This is a genomic window from Streptomyces sp. SCA2-17, from assembly GCF_044336695.1.
In genome coordinates this window covers 2391658-2406007 of record NZ_CP117521.1, presented here as the reverse complement: position 1 = coordinate 2406007, position 14350 = coordinate 2391658, and the positions used below count along the sequence as shown (strand labels likewise).

Below are 14350 nucleotides of genomic sequence, written 5' to 3'. Positions count from 1 at the left end.
ACCGCCGTCCCACTCCGGTGGAGCGGGACGGCGGTCGGAAGAAAAGCCGGGTGCGGCGAGGATCAGGCCTCGGTGCCCTCGGCCTCGGCCGGGGCCTCGACCGAACCGGCGACGACGTGCAGGACCACGGCGTCGGCGTCGACGGCGAGGGAGACACCGGCCGGCAGGACGACGTCCTTGGCCAGGACGGAGGCGCCGGCCTCCAGGCCCGCGATGGAGACGGTGACGGCCTCGGGGATGTGGGTGGCCTCGGCCTCGACCGGCAGGGCGGTCAGGGTGTGCTCGAGCAGGTTGCCGCCGGGGGCCAGGTCGCCCTCGGTCTGGACCGGGACCTCGACGGTGACGGTCTCGCCGCGCTTGACGACCAGCAGGTCGACGTGCTCCAGGAAGCCCTTGAGCGCGTCACGCTGGACGGCCTTGGGGATGACGAGCTCGTCGCGGCCCTCGATGTCCACGGACAGCAGGACGTTCGGGGTCTTGAGGGCCATCATCAGGTCGTGACCCGGCAGGGTGATGTGGACCGGCTCGGAACCGTGGCCGTAGACGACGGCGGGAACCTGGTTGGCGCGGCGGATGCGGCGGGCGGCACCCTTGCCGAACTCGGCACGGACCTGGGCGGGGATCTTGATCTCAGCCATGGTGCACTCCTCGTGAGCGGTGATCGTGGACCGTTACCCGGCCACATACGGACCTGCTACGAAGAGCGCGTCGATAACGGACCGCCGCACATGAGTGCGGCCTCCCTCGCCGAGCAACTCCAGGAGTGTACCCGGCGGGGGAGGCCGCTCAGAAATCGATCAGGACCCTTCCGGACCCGGGCCGATCGTTTTTGCAGCCGGCAGGCTAGGGCTGCGGGAGACTCACTGCTCCTCGAACAGGCTCGTCACCGAGCCGTCCTCGAAGACCTCGCGCACGGCGCGCGCGATCGTCGGCGCGATCGACAGCACCGTGATCTTGTCGAGCTCCAGCTCACCCGGCGTCGGCAGGGTGTTCGTGAAGACGAACTCGCTCACCTTGGAGTTCTTCAGACGGTCCGCGGCCGGGCCCGAGAGCACACCGTGCGTGGCCGTCACGATGACGTCCTCGGCACCGTTGGCGAACAGGGCGTCCGCGGCGGCGCAGATCGTGCCACCGGTGTCGATCATGTCGTCGACCAGGACGCACACGCGGCCCTTCACGTCACCGACGACCTCGTGCACCGTCACCTGGTTGGCGACATCCTTGTCACGGCGCTTGTGGACGATGGCCAGCGGCGCGCCCAGGCGGTCGCACCAGCGGTCGGCGACGCGCACGCGGCCGGCGTCCGGGGAGACGACGGTCAGCTTCTCGCGGTCGACCTTGGCGCCCACGTAGTCCGCGAGGATCGGCAGCGCGAACAGGTGGTCCACCGGGCCGTCGAAGAAGCCCTGGATCTGGTCCGTGTGCAGGTCGACCGTGAGGATCCGGTCCGCGCCCGCGGTCTTGAACAGATCGGCGATCAGGCGCGCCGAGATCGGCTCACGGCCGCGGTGCTTCTTGTCCTGACGGGCGTAGCCGTAGAACGGCACGACCACCGTGATGGAGCGGGCCGACGCGCGCTTCAGCGCGTCGAGCATGATCAGCTGCTCCATGACCCACTTGTTGATGGGAGCCGTGTGGCTCTGCATCAGGAAGCAGTCCGCGCCACGCGCCGACTCCTGGAAGCGGACGTAGATCTCGCCGTTGGCGAAGTCGAATGCCTTGGTCGGGACCAGGCCGACGCCCAGCTGGTGCGCGACCTCCTCGGCAAGCTCGGGGTGGGCGCGGCCGGAGAAGAGCATCAGCTTCTTCTCGCCGGTCGTCTTGATCCCGGTCACAGCACAGTCTCCTTGGATGTCGCTTTGTGTGCGCTTATCACGGTACGCCCCGCACGACGTACCCGTGTCACGGTCACTGCTCGCCGTCGGTCTCCCGGTGAGCGGCGGAAGCGGCCTGTGCGGCTGCGCTTCCCGGGCGCTTACGTGCCACCCAGCCCTCGATATTCCGCTGCTGTCCACGTGCGACGGCCAGCGAACCCGGGGGCACATCCTTGGTGATGACCGAGCCGGCGGCGGTGTACGCGCCGTCCCCGATCGTGACCGGAGCCACAAACATGTTGTCCGATCCGGTACGGCAGTGCGAGCCGATCGTGGTGTGGTGCTTGTTCACACCGTCGTAGTTCACGAAGACGCTCGCCGCGCCGATGTTGCTGTACTCGCCGATCGTCGCGTCACCGACGTAGGACAGGTGGGGCACCTTGGTGCCCTCGCCGATCTCGGCGTTCTTCATCTCGACGTACGCGCCGGCCTTCGACTTCGCGCCGAGCTTCGTGCCCGGGCGCAGGTAGGCGAAGGGGCCGACGGAGGCGCCCGCGCCGATCAGGGCCGAGTCCGCGACGGTGTTGTCCACGCGGGCGCCGGCGCCGACGGCGGTGTCCGTCAGGCGCGTGTTCGGGCCGACCTCGCTACCGGCGGCCAGGCTGGTGGTGCCGGTCAGCTGGGTGCCGGGGTGGACGAGCACGTCCGCCTCGAACGAGACCGTGACGTCGATCCAGGTCGACGCCGGGTCCACGACCGTGACGCCGCTCATCATCGCCGCGTGCAGCAGCCGCTCGTTGAGCAGCTTGCGGGCCTCGGCGAGCTGGACGCGGTTGTTGATGCCGAGGATCTCCCGGTGGTCGTCCGCGACGGCCGCGCCCACCCGGTGCCCGGCCTCGCGCAGGATGCCCAGGACGTCCGTCAGGTACTCCTCGCCCTGGCTGTTGTCCGTGCGGACCTTGCCGAGGGCGTCCGTCAGCAGCTGGGCGTCGAAGGCGAACACCCCGGAGTTGATCTCGCGGATCGCGCGCTGCTCGTCGGTGGCGTCCTTGTGCTCGACGATCGCCGTGACGGCGCCGCCGCCGTCGCGCACGATGCGCCCGTAGCCGGTGGAGTCGGGGACCTCGGCGGTCAGCACGGTGACGGCGTTGCCGTCGGCGGCGTGGGTGTCGCTGAGGGTCTTGAGCGTGGCGCCCGTGAGCAGCGGGGTGTCGCCGCAGACGACGACGACCGTGCCGTCGAGGACGATGCCGCTGTTCGACAGCTCTTCCAGGCCCATGCGCACGGCGTGGCCGGTGCCGTTCTGCTCGTACTGGACGGCGGTGCGGACCTCGGGGTCGATCTGCGCGAGGTGCGCGGAGACCTGCTCGCGGGCGTGCCCGACGATCACGACGAGGTGCTCGGGGTCCAGTTCGCGGGAGGCGGCGACGACGTGGCCGACGAGGGAACGTCCGCAGATGGCGTGCAGGACCTTGGGGGTCGCCGACTTCATGCGGGTGCCCTCACCCGCTGCGAGAACGACGACGGCTGCCGGGCGGTTGGCGCTCACGGGTGTGCCCTTCGGCTTCGGGTGGTGGACATCCGAAGGATACCGGTGCGTTTTACTGCTGAAACGCGGGCGGGTCCTGACCTGGGCGGTCAGGACCCGGTGCGGTGCGGAACCGTGAGCTCCCCCGCCAGGACTCGAACCCGGACAAATGGCACCAAAAGCCACGGTGCTGCCAATTACACCACGGGGGATGGGCAAAATTGCCAAAACGGACAGTTTCCTAGATCGCCGCTTCGGCCCCCACCACTATGCCGTACCACCGGCCTCCGACGCGACGGTGCGGCTCGGCGCTTCCCGGGGGACGCAGGTGCCGGGGCGGCCCCGGGCGGCTGCCGCCGGGGTTCTCCCGGGCAGGAAAAGGTGTGGCGGGCTTCCGTAGTCTGGGTGGTATGACCACAACGGGGGCAAACGCGGAGGCGGGCGCGCGCGGCGCGCCGGACGGGCCTTGGTGGTGGGCGCGGCGGCGGAGCATGGTGCTCGACACCGTCCTGGCGCTGGTGTCCGCACTGGAGTGCGTGGCGGAGGGCGTGGCGTTCGCCGGTGAGCACCGGATACCGGTGGTGCCCGCGGCCTTGGTGGGGCTGCTCGTCGGCGGCACGCTGATCTTCCGGCGCCGGTGGCCCGTGGCCGTCGTGCTGCTGGGCATCGCGATCACCCCGGCCGAGCTGGGGTTCCTGCTGGGGGTCGTCGGGCTGTACACGCTGGCGGCGTCGGACTTGCCGCGCCGGCTGACGGTGATCCTGGCCGGGGTGTCCGTGCTGGGGACGTTCGCGGTCACGCTGGCGAAGTTCCACCAGAACGTGGCCGACGACGGCACCCCGCAGAACCTCGGGGCGATGGTGTTCTTCTCGGCCCTGGTGGCGCTGGGGCTCACGGCACCTCCCGTGCTGACGGGGCTGTACGTGGGCGCGCGGCGCCGGCTGGTCGAGAGCCTGCGGGAGCGGGCGGACGGCCTGGAGCGCGAGCTGTCGCTGCTCGCGGAGCGGGCCGAGGAGCGTGCGGTCTGGGCGCGCAACGAGGAGCGGACGCGCATCGCGCGGGAGATGCACGACGTCGTGGCGCACCGGGTGTCGCTGATGGTGGTGCACGCGGCCGCGTTGCAGGCGGTGGCGCTGAAGGATCCCGAGAAGGCCTCGCGGAACGCGGGCCTGGTGGGCGACATGGGCCGGCAGGCGCTGACCGAGCTGCGGGAGATGCTCGGGGTGCTGCGGTCGTCTTCGGAGGAGCCGGCGCCCGAGGCGGCCTCGGCGCTGGATTCGCGGCGGCTGGCGGAGGTGGCCGCGGCGGCGTCGGCGCGGGTGTCCGCCGGGGTCGGTGCCGTGGGACGGCCGGGGCCCGGTCCGGCGGACGGCGGGTCGCTGTCCGGTGACGGTCCGTGTCTGGACGGTCTGGAGGATCTCGTCGGGCAGTCGCGGGCGGCCGGGATGGCCGTGGAGCTGTCCGTGGAGGGCGAGGAGCGTGCGTACGGCGCGCGGGTGGAGAGCACGGCGTACCGCGTGGTGCAGGAGGCGCTGACCAACGTCCACAAGCACGCGCCGGGGGCGAAGGCCGTCGTGCGCGTCGCGCATCGCGGCGGCGAGGTGGCGCTCCAGGTGGAGAACGGCCCGTCGGACGGCGGTGCGGCCGCGCCCGGCCTGCCGAGCGGCGGCAACGGCCTGGTGGGGATGCGCGAGCGGGTGTCGGCGCTGGGCGGCGTGTTCGTGTCGGGTGCGACGGACGCGGGGGGATTCCGGGTCTCGGCCGTCATCCCGGCGGGGGTGGCGGACGGCGTCGGCGCGGGGGCGTAGGGCGGGACGGGGGCGCGTGGCGGGCCGCGGGCGCTCGGCCTTTCCGGTTCGGCGGGGTGTGTGCCGTTGTGTGACCGGTCGGCGGCGGGCCTGCTTTCGGCCGGTTCTCGCCTGGCTTTTGGCCGGTTCGTATTGCTCCGGTCGGCGGTGTCCGTACGGGGCCTGTGTTCGCACCCGCACCCGCACCCGCACCCGTGCCCGTACGCGTACCCGTACGGAACGGATCAGCGGCGTCCCGTGCCCGCCGACAGCCGCGACGGCCGGGTCCCGCTGACGAGCGTGCCGATGGCGTGGTCGATGTCCGAGCCGAGGTACCAGTCGCCGGTGTGGTCGAGGCTGTAGACGCGGCCGTGGGCGTCGATGGCGAGCAGCGCCTGCCCGTCCGCCTCCTGGCCGAGCGGGCACACGTCGGCTCCGAGCGCGCGGCCGAGGTCGGCGACGGTACGGGCGAGGTGGAGGCCGTGCAGCGGGTCGACGTGGAAGGGCGTGGGGGCGATGTGCCGGCCCGGCCCCGTCCCCGTGATGTGCAGGCCCCCGAACTCCGCCCAGGCTTCGACGGCGGCGGGGAAGACGGTGTGCCGGTGGCCGGCGGGGGAGGAGTGGGCGCGCAGGGCGTCGGCCCAGTTCTCGGCGGCCTTGATGTCCCAGCGCCCGGGCTGCCAGCCGGCTTCGCGCAGGGCGGCGTCGACGGCGGCGGGGAAGCGGGTGGCCGCGGTGCGGTCGAAGGCGCGCATGTGCTGGTCAGCCCTTGTTCTTGAGTGCGGCGGCGTTCTTGAGCGCGGCGGTCTTGGCGGGTGGTGCGGCGGGGTCGACGCTGCGTACGCCGAAGTGGCTCAGCAGGGCCGTGCAGGAGCGGCAGGGCGGGGCGTACGCGCCGTGCCGGGGGTCGCCTTCCTCGCGGATGTGCCGGGCGGTGAGCTTGGCGTGCTTGAGGGCGCGCCGGGCCTCGCCGTGGGTCAGGGGTTTGCGGGCGGCACGTTTGCTGCGGGCGTTCTCGTGCGCGGTGAGGAAGCGGGTCAGCAGCAGCGCTTCGGAGCAGCGGCCGGTGAAGCGTTCGCGGCGGTCGCTGGTGAGGGTGTCCAGGAAGTCCTGGACGAGGGGGTGGAGCGCGGGCGGCACGTCGGCCTTGCCCCCGGTGCAGGTCAGTGTCTCGCCGCGGACGGACAGGGCGGCGGCGATCACGGGCAGGATGCCGTCGCGGCGGTGCAGCAGGGCGGGGGGCCGGTCGGCGTCCTCGGTGCTCCAGCTGAGCCGCGGGTCGCCGGAGGCCGTCGTGCCGTGGTCGTCGGCCGGCGGTCGGTCCTGAGTCGTGTGCATGGTGGTTCTTCCCTCCCTGCAATCCCCCTGTTGCGGGGATCAGCCTGCCAAACGGGACGGCAGGTGCGGAAGTCAGGTCGGGGTTGGCGGGGTGTCGTGTGATGTTCATGGGTCGGATGGTCGGACCGTTGGGGGCGTGGCCGCTTCGGCCGGACGGCGCTTACGGGGCGTGACGGATGCCCGTGGGCCCGCGGCGGCCCGGCCGGGCCGGCAGGGGGTGTGCCCGGGCGGGGACCTGGGCGCGGCCCCTGTCTTGCGATACCGCATAGGCTGTGCCGCACGGGGTGTTCTCGGCCATGGGGACACCGGCCGGCCGGGCCGCCCCGTGGCCCGGGCGGGGGCCCGGTGACGCGCGGCGACCGCGGCGTTCGCCGGGGCCTTTTCGGATCCACAGTCAGCAGGGGGCTTCCGCCATGACGACAGGTCGGCTCGGGCAGCAGGCCGCGCCACCGAATGCGGCCTACGCCGGGCAGGTCGTGCACTTCCCGGACCCGGTCCGCGCCAGCCGCTATCCCAAGGGGGTGCGGATGGACGACTCGGGTCACCCGGTCTTCTCGCCGTACGCGCGGGCCGCCGCGGAGATCGCGGAGCCGCCGGAGGGCTTCGGCGTGGACGAGTTGCGGCTGACCGACTACGTGTCGGCGAACGCCGCGCTGCACGCCGCCGGTCACGAACTGTGGGCGAGCCTGCCGTCGGTCGCGACGCCGCACGGCTGGACGTGGCACCACGTGGCGGGCACGCGCCGGCTGGAGCTGGTGCCCGCCGAGGTGAAGGCGCTGCTGCGGCACCACGGCGGGCTCGCGACGGCCGCCGTGGACCAGGAGAAGCGCGGCACGCGCCCGCTCCAGGAGACCCGGCCGGTGCACTTCGTCCTGCCGCAGCGGGACCTCGCGGTGACGGAGGAGCAGATCCAGGGCGTCGAGGAGGACCTCGGCTACCGCCTGCCCGGCGCCTACCGGGCGTTCCTGAAGGCGGCGGGCGGCTGCGCGCCGGTCGGCGCCGCGCTGGACGCGGAGCTGGGCCTGCTGATCGACCAGCCCTTCTTCACGGTGCGCGACGAAGCGGCGGTGAACGACCTCGTCTACGTCAACAAGTGTCTGCGCGACCACTTCACCAAGGACTATCTGGGCGTGGGATTCGTCCAGGGGGGCGTACTCGCGGTGAAGGTGAAGGGCGAGGCCGTCGGCTCGGTCTGGTTCTGCCCGTACGACGACGCGCGTGACCGGGACGGCTGGTCGGTGCAGGAGCGGGTGGAGCGGTTGCTGCTGCCCTGTGGTGAGGACTTCGACGTGTTTTTGTCGCGGCTGGCGGGCGGTCCGCCCGAGCTGGAGACGGTGGCCGGCCTGATGGTGGACGGTGGCTTCGCCTTCGCCGTCCCGGTGGAGGGGTGAGCGCGCGGTGGTGACGTTCGCGCAGGCGCAGGAGCGCGGTGAGCGCTGGGCCAACGGTGACGTGGCGGCGTACCAGCACCGGGAGGTGCGGGTCCGCGAGTTCGACCTGGGGTTCGTGGTGTGGGCGGAGGACCGCGAGGACGGTCCGACGTCCGACGGCGGGCACGCCAGGCTGGTGATCGCCCGGGACAGCGGGGAGACGACGCTGTGGCCGGCGCTGCCGGTGGGCGAGGTCATCCGGCGCTACGAGGAGGAGTACGGAGCGGTGCCCGTGGAAGAACCGGAACCGTCGGACGCCCCGCCGAAACGGCTGGACCTGAACGCGACGTCGTTCCTGCTGAGCCCGCCGCAGTGGCTCCAGGACGCGGCGGACGCGATGGGGATTCCCGACCGGAGGGCGGACGGGTCGACGTCGGGCGGGGGTTCGCAGGCCGGCGCTTCGCCGGTCGGCGGGGGTACGGGGGCGCCGTCCGGCGTGGGTGCGGGTGCGCCTGCTGGTGCGGGGGCGTCCGCGGGTTCGCCCGCGGGTTCTGCTGAGGGTGCGCCTGCGGGCGGGGCTGCCGGTGGGGCTACGGACTCGCCTGCCGGTACGTCTGCGGGCGGTCACGCGGGTGCGGGCGGCTCTGCGGATGGCGCTTCCGGTGCGCCTTCCGGTGCGCCTTCGAGCGATTCTGACGGTACGTCTACGGGTGGTGCTCCGGGTCTGCCGGCCGGTGGGGCTGGGGGTGGGGCTGCGGGTGGCGCTTCCGGCGCGCTTGCGGGTGCTTCTGACGGCGCGTCCGCGGGTGGGGCTTCGGGCCCGTCCGCCGGTGGCGCCTCCGGTGCGCCTGGGGCCGGGCCTGTCGGCAAGGCCTGGGACGCGCCTGCGGGCTCGCCTTCCGGTTCCGGCGCGTTCCCGGGCGCGCCCGATGAGACGCCTGCGGGCACGTCCGCCCGCTCCGCGGCGTCCTCGGACGCGTCGCTGGGCCGGCCGGTGCCGCTGTCCGCCCCCTCGGAGGGGCCGGAGTCGGCAGCGCCTGCCGCACCGCCCGCGCCTCCCGCACCGCCCGCGCCGCCGGTCACGCCTCCCGCGCCGGAGACCACTCCTTGGGCCACGGCGGCCACGCACACCGCGGATGACGACGACCGTTCGGTCGGCCTGCCGGCCACCGTGCTGGCGCCGGCCCTGTCGGGTACGGACGAGGACGACACGCCGCCCCCGGGCGTCGGCCCGGAGGCGAAGACGGCCCTGATGTCCGCCGGCAGCGCGCTGCCGAAGACGGCCATAGCCCCGTCCCTTGACTCCCTTGAGGGCCCGTCGGGAGCACAGGGCGCCCCCGGCGCCCCGGTCCCGCCGCCCGCGGCTCCCGCCGGAGCGCCCGTCCCGCCGCCGGCGCCGCCGGCAGGGCCGGGTGCGCCTGTTCCGCCGCCGCCCGCTCCCGGTGCTCCCGGCGCCGGCGGCCCGCAGACCCCCACGCCGCCCGGCCCGCCCGCGGGCCCCGGTCCCGGCGCTCCCGGCACCGGTGCGGCCTACGCCGCGACGATGCTCGCCCAGCCCGGTACGCCGGGCATGCCCGGAGCCGCACCCGCCGCCCCGGCACCCGGCGCGCCCGTACCGCCCGGTCCGCCCGGTGTCCCGGGCCGCCCGGCGGGCCCCGCCGCACCGCCGGCCGCACCGCCCGCCGCTCCGGCCGGCCCCGGTGGCGTGCACCACGCGGCGACCATGCTCGCGAGCGCCCCCGGCGGCCCGGCCGCCCCAGGCGCCCCAGGCGCCCCAGGCGCTCCGGGCGCTCCGGGCGCTCCGGGCGCTCCCGGCGCCCCGGGACAGCCCCCCGCGGCCCCCGCCGGCCCTGGCGGCACCCCGCCGCCCGCCGGCCCCGGCGGCGTGCACCACGCCGCCACCATGCTGGCGAGCCCGGGCGCACCCGGCATGCCCCCGGCCCCGCAGGGCCCCGCCGCGCCGCAGCCGGCCCCCGCGGCCCCCGCGTACGGCTACCCGCAGCCGCCCAGCGGCCTGCCGACCGTAGGCCCGGGCTACATGGCCGTCCTGCGCTACCGCGCGCAGGACGGTTCCGAGCAGCAGCTCATCCGCCGCAGCGCGCCGGGCACGCCGCACCCGGAGTGGCAGATCCTGCACGAGCTGATGGCGCTGAACGTGCCGCGCGAGCAGGTGCTGGAGCTCCACACGGAGCTGGAGTCCTGCGACGGCCCGGGCGGCTACTGCGCCCGCATGGTGCGCGACAACTGGCCGCAGGCGACGGTCAGTCACACGGCCGCGTACGGCCGCGACCACGCCACGCGCCAGCAGGGCGTCCGGCACCTGATCGAGCATCAGGGCGAGCTGCACCAGGTCGCGGACGGCCCGGCGCGCCCCGCGCCGAACCGGGTGCCGCTGCCGCACCCCGGCCAGGTGCCGCAGGCGCCGCCGGTCGGCCCGGACGTGATCGCCCGGGAGCTGGCCGAGTCGTTCGGCCCGCAGGGCGTGTTCCGGTTCGAGCAGCGTGCGGTGTCGCGCCAGGGCGTGCCGGACGTCGTCGCTCAGACGCTGGTGTGGGCCGGAGTGCCCGTGGACTGCGGACCGTTCTTCTGGGGCCAGGCGCAGCCGGGCCGGCCCGTGCCGACGCTGGCGGAGCTGGCGGCGGAGCGGCGGGTGCAGGCGGCTCCGGACGCGGGTTCGTATCTCGTGATGGGCACGGACTTCGGCAAGCAGCTGTGCGTCCAGTACGGGACGGCGCACATCGTCGCGGTGCCGCTGGAGGCGGGGCCGGGCGGTTCGTCCGTTCCGCCGCAGTTCGTCAACACGAGCCTGCCTCAGTTCGTTCGCTCTTTGGCGCTGCTCGGGAAGATGTGGCGGTGGCGCTACGGATTGACGCCGGAGCAGGCGGGCCGCTGGACGGTGGATTTCCAGGAACAGCTGATGGCGCTGGACACGGCCGCCTTGTCCTCACCGGAGAACTGGTGGTCGGTGCTGGTGGAGCAGATGTGGGACGGCCTGTTCTAACGGCACGGCAGGTGCGCTGAGGGCGCGGGGCGCCCGATCCGGGATGAGGGTCGGGCGCCCCGTGTCGTAGGTTGGCGCATCCTTGACAGAAGAAGCGGGCGGAGTGTCGCGTCATCGGCACTTCCCGTGGTCCAGGGATGATGTGCGCCAGACTGCGTCACATACCGGACATCCGGGATATAAGGGGCTTCAAGGATGAGTGCATCGGTGTCTCCCGACGGTTTCGCTGTCGTACGGGGCCGGGGTTACCGGCCCGAGCAGGTCGATCGCGTGCTCGCCGACTTCGCGCGCCAGCGGGACGCGGCCTGGGAGCGGGTGGCGCGGCTGACCGTACTCGCGCGCGAGATGGAGGAGGAGGCACAGCGGCTGGGGCAGGTGGTGACGCAGCTCCCCCCGCAGACGTACGAATCGCTCGGACAGCGCGCGCAAGGGCTCCTCATCACCGCCCAGGCCGAGGCGGCCGGGCTGCGGGAGCGGGCCGAGGCGGCCGCCGCCGAGCTGATGGAGGCCGCCGAGGCGCACGGGCGGGCCGTCCGGGACGCGGCTCACCAGGCCGCCACGGCGGTGCGCGCCGAGGCCGAGGAATGGGCCCGGCAGGCCCTCGTCGCGGCCGAGTCCGTCGCCGACGACGTCATCGCCGTGGCGCGGCGCGACGCCAAGCAGCGGCGCGAGGACGCGGCGGCGGCGCTGGCGGAGATGCGCGAGCGGACGGCGGCGGCGCTCGCCGAGCAGGAGAAGGACCACGCGGAGCGGTGGGAGGCGTCGGGGCGCGAGATCGCCGAGCGCGAGGCCGCGCTCGACACGCGCATCGCCGCGATGGAGGAGTACGCCCGCAACGCCCTGGCGGAGGCGCAGCGCCGCTACGCGGAGGCGGAGGAGGCGGCGCGGCACGGCCAGGAGGACGCGGAGGCGCAGGGCGCCGCCCTGATCGCGCAGGCGCGGGTCCGCGAGGAGCGGGTCGTACGCGACATGGAGCGCAACCTCCGCGAACACGAGGAACGCCGCGAGGAGCTCCGCGCCCACATGGCCCACGTCCGCCACAGCCTGGCAGCCCTCACGGGCAAGCCGGTGGCGGAGGACCTGGGCGCGGGGGAGTAGGCGCGGTACGTACGCGTACTGCCGGTTCGGCACCGCGGGGACGGCCCGCCGGGTCAAGGAAGCCCGCTTCCTTGAATCCGCCGCGACGGCGAGCGACCACAACGGCGGTGTCCGGCGGTGCCGTACGGGCTCAGGCGGGTGCGGCACCGCCGATGGCCGCCACTGTGGCTGATCGCCGTCGCGGCGGAGTGAAGGGTGCGGGGCGGCACCCTTCACGGCCGCTTCGGCCCGGCGCCTGTGCCTTCAAGGCCAAGGAAGCCCGCTTTCTTGACTCCGCCGCCGCGGTGATCAGCCACAACGGCGGATTCCGGCGGTGCCGTACCCGTGCCGAGCCCCCCGCAGGGGCTACGCCTTCGGCGGCTGGAGCGTGGCCGTAGGGGCATTCACCGTCAGGTGGAAGGCGTGGGCCTTGCCGTCCGCCGTCGTCACGTTCAGCACGTACTCGCCGGACTTCGCGTCCGTCAGCAGCTGCGGCAGCTCCAGGACGCCGTCCTTGTCCGTCGTCCCGGCCTCCAGCCGCCACGTCCGCTTGCCGTCGGGCCCCTTGAAGTAGGGGCCGACGCCCTTGCAGTCCTCTGTGGCGGGCGTCGTGCAGTCGGCCTTGGTGACCGTCGCGGTGATGGCCGAGCCGACGACGTCCTTGCCGTCCTTCGCCAGCACCTTGACCTTGAACCGGTCGGCGAACGCGCCATTGGGGTCGGCCTTCAGACTCGGGTCATTGACAGCGATGACCCGATCGGCCTCCCGCACGGACACCGTGCCCGCGAACTCCACCGCCGGAAGGTCACGGTCGACGACCGTAGCCGTCACCTTGACCTTGCCGATCTTGAGCCCGGCCGTGACGCGCGGCGCCTTGGCCGTACCGTCCTTGCCCGTGACGACGGTCGCCTCCGTGGCGCCGTCCGTGAACGCGGCACCGTCACCGCTCACCACGAACCGTACGCGCGCCCCCGCCACCGGCTTCCCGGACTTGTCGTTGACCAGGACCTGCGCCTGCTCCTTGAACGTCTCGCCGGCGTTCGCCTTCCAGGCCTCGCCACTGCCGACCCGCTCCAGGCGGCTCGGCTGCGGCGCGGGCGGGGTCGGCTTGCTGGGCTCAGGCTTACTGGGCTCCGGCTTATTGGGCTCGGGCTTGCTGGGCTTCTCCGGCCTCTCCGGCTTGCTCGGCGGAGTGCTGGGCTTGCCCGGCGTCGTCCCCGTCGACCCGCCGGACGGCGGCGGCACCGGCTTCGAAGGCTGCGGCTTCCGCGAAGGAGCGCTGCCCGAAGGCGTGTTACCGGACGGCGTGTTGCCCGACGGCCCGTTGCCCGAAGGCACCCCCGGAACATCCGGCAGCGACGGCACATTGCCCTGCTGGTACGTGCGCATCCACTCCGTGACGGCGTTCACGTACAAGCGCGAGTTGTTGTAGCTGAGGATCGCCCGGTCGAGGTCCTCGGGCCGGTTCATGTCCTTGCCGCCCGCGCACAAGTACTTGGCGGTGCCGAGCGCGGCGTCGTAGATGTTGTTGGGGTTCTTCACCCCGTCGCCGTTGCCGTCGGCGCCGTACTGCGCCCACGTGGACGGCAGGAACTGCGTGGGGCCGACGGCCTTGTCGTAGACGCTGTCGCCGTCCCACTGCCCCCGGTCGGTGTCCATGACCCTGGCGAAGCTGTTGCCGTCCAGCTGCGGGCCGAGGATCGGCTTGTCCGTCGTGCCGTCGGAGGTCATGCGCGCGCCGTTGTACGTGGCGTGATGCGTCTCCACCTGGCCGATGCCGGCTATGAGCTCCCACGGCATGTGGCAGCCCGGCATGTCCGCCGCGGCGCGCTGCGCGGCCTTGCGGTAGGCGTCCAGGGCCGTCGCGGGGATGCCCGTGGCGGCGTCCTTGGAGTCGTCCTTGCCGGCGCCGGGCGTGCCGGGCAGGCCGGGGCGGCCCTTCGGTCTGAGGTCGGGCAGCGTGAGGTTGGGCGTGCCGTGCGGCATGCCCTGGGGGTTCTTCGGGTCCTTCGCGGGGTCGTCCGCACCCGCCGTGTTGTGCGGGGGACTGACGCCGACCGCGGCCGTCAGGCTGGCCACGAGCAGGGCCGTGCACAGACCCTGCCGGGAGACACTGGCAGCGCGCGTAGGGAGTATCTTCACGATGCTGCTTCCTTCGGAGACCTGCGGCCCGTACGAAGGGGTGCACGACGTCCCCCCTCGACCATGACACCGAACACTAATTCCCTGTGGCCCCAATTGTCTTGTCCGGTGGGCGCCTTCACGTAGTATTCGCCCTTCGTTCCCTCTTCACTTCCTCCCCTTTAGGTAGTTTCCTGCCGTTTGTCCGCAGCCCGTGGCGGGTTCGGTGAGCCTGTAAGGCAGCCGCAGGGCAGCCGCAGGGCAGGAACCTGGCATGTGCAGGGGAGCGGGCCACCCGGCCCCCCGCCCCCCAG

At 73.4% G+C, this 14350-nt stretch carries 10 protein-coding genes and 1 tRNA gene; 4 read left to right on the top strand and 7 right to left on the bottom strand.

Going from position 1 to position 14350, the window contains the following annotated elements; genetic code table 11:
* Positions 1-62: 62 nt before the first annotated feature.
* The 4 genes from PS271_RS10645 to PS271_RS10630 form a co-directional block, all read right to left on the bottom strand.
* Entirely contained in the window at positions 63-638 is a 576-nt protein-coding gene (locus PS271_RS10645) for a 50S ribosomal protein L25/general stress protein Ctc (RefSeq protein WP_398381713.1), read from the bottom strand.
* 222 nt (positions 639-860) lie between these two features.
* Positions 861-1835 (bottom strand): ribose-phosphate diphosphokinase, encoded by a 975-nt coding sequence (locus tag PS271_RS10640; RefSeq protein WP_030365148.1) that lies wholly within the window; start codon positions 1833-1835, stop codon positions 861-863.
* A gap of 73 nt (positions 1836-1908) precedes the next feature.
* Positions 1909-3363, bottom strand: a complete 1455-nt coding sequence (gene glmU / locus PS271_RS10635; protein WP_398381712.1) for a bifunctional UDP-N-acetylglucosamine diphosphorylase/glucosamine-1-phosphate N-acetyltransferase GlmU — start codon at positions 3361-3363, stop codon at positions 1909-1911.
* 119 nt (positions 3364-3482) lie between these two features.
* Positions 3483-3554 (bottom strand) — tRNA-Gln (locus PS271_RS10630).
* A gap of 198 nt (positions 3555-3752) precedes the next feature.
* On the opposite strand from PS271_RS10630, the gene PS271_RS10625 reads away from it, so the two are divergent.
* Complete coding sequence (locus PS271_RS10625) at positions 3753-5150, top strand: histidine kinase (protein ID WP_398381711.1); 1398 nt, start codon at positions 3753-3755, stop codon at positions 5148-5150.
* Positions 5151-5374: 224 nt separating this feature from the next.
* On the opposite strand, the gene PS271_RS10620 is transcribed toward PS271_RS10625, so the two are convergent.
* On the bottom strand, positions 5375-5884 hold the full coding sequence (locus PS271_RS10620; RefSeq protein WP_398381710.1) for an SUKH-3 domain-containing protein: 510 nt from the start codon (positions 5882-5884) through the stop codon (positions 5375-5377).
* A 7-nt stretch (positions 5885-5891) separates the two neighbouring features.
* Positions 5892-6467: a YwqJ-related putative deaminase gene (locus PS271_RS10615; RefSeq protein WP_398381709.1), complete on the bottom strand. Its 576-nt coding sequence runs from the start codon at positions 6465-6467 to the stop codon at positions 5892-5894.
* Positions 6468-6880: 413 nt separating this feature from the next.
* On the opposite strand from PS271_RS10615, the gene PS271_RS10610 reads away from it, so the two are divergent.
* The 3 genes from PS271_RS10610 (at position 6881) to PS271_RS10600 (ending at position 11936) form a co-directional block, all read left to right on the top strand.
* Positions 6881-7858 (top strand): HNH endonuclease, encoded by a 978-nt coding sequence (locus PS271_RS10610; RefSeq protein ID WP_356288716.1) that lies wholly within the window; start codon positions 6881-6883, stop codon positions 7856-7858.
* Positions 7859-7865: 7 nt separating this feature from the next.
* Positions 7866-10838 (top strand): SUKH-4 family immunity protein, encoded by a 2973-nt coding sequence (locus tag PS271_RS10605; protein WP_398381708.1) that lies wholly within the window; start codon positions 7866-7868, stop codon positions 10836-10838.
* 207 nt (positions 10839-11045) lie between these two features.
* Positions 11046-11936 (top strand): cellulose-binding protein, encoded by an 891-nt coding sequence (locus tag PS271_RS10600; RefSeq protein ID WP_398381707.1) that lies wholly within the window; start codon positions 11046-11048, stop codon positions 11934-11936.
* Between the two features lie 345 nt (positions 11937-12281).
* On the opposite strand, the gene PS271_RS10595 is transcribed toward PS271_RS10600, so the two are convergent.
* The gene (locus PS271_RS10595; RefSeq protein WP_398381706.1) at positions 12282-14057 is read right to left on the bottom strand and encodes a lytic transglycosylase domain-containing protein; all 1776 of its coding nucleotides are present in this window, start codon (positions 14055-14057) and stop codon (positions 12282-12284) included.
* Positions 14058-14350: the final 293 nt, after the last annotated feature.

Coding starts and splice junctions, on each gene's coding strand:
- PS271_RS10645 (WP_398381713.1), bottom strand. CDS start 638: ATGGCTGAGATCAAGATCCCCGCCCAGGTCCGTGCCGAGTTCGGCAAG.
- PS271_RS10620 (WP_398381710.1), bottom strand. CDS start 5,884: ATGCGCGCCTTCGACCGCACCGCGGCCACCCGCTTCCCCGCCGCCGTC.
- PS271_RS10625 (WP_398381711.1), top strand. CDS start 3,753: ATGACCACAACGGGGGCAAACGCGGAGGCGGGCGCGCGCGGCGCGCCG.
- PS271_RS10615 (WP_398381709.1), bottom strand. CDS start 6,467: ATGCACACGACTCAGGACCGACCGCCGGCCGACGACCACGGCACGACG.
- PS271_RS10610 (WP_356288716.1), top strand. CDS start 6,881: ATGACGACAGGTCGGCTCGGGCAGCAGGCCGCGCCACCGAATGCGGCC.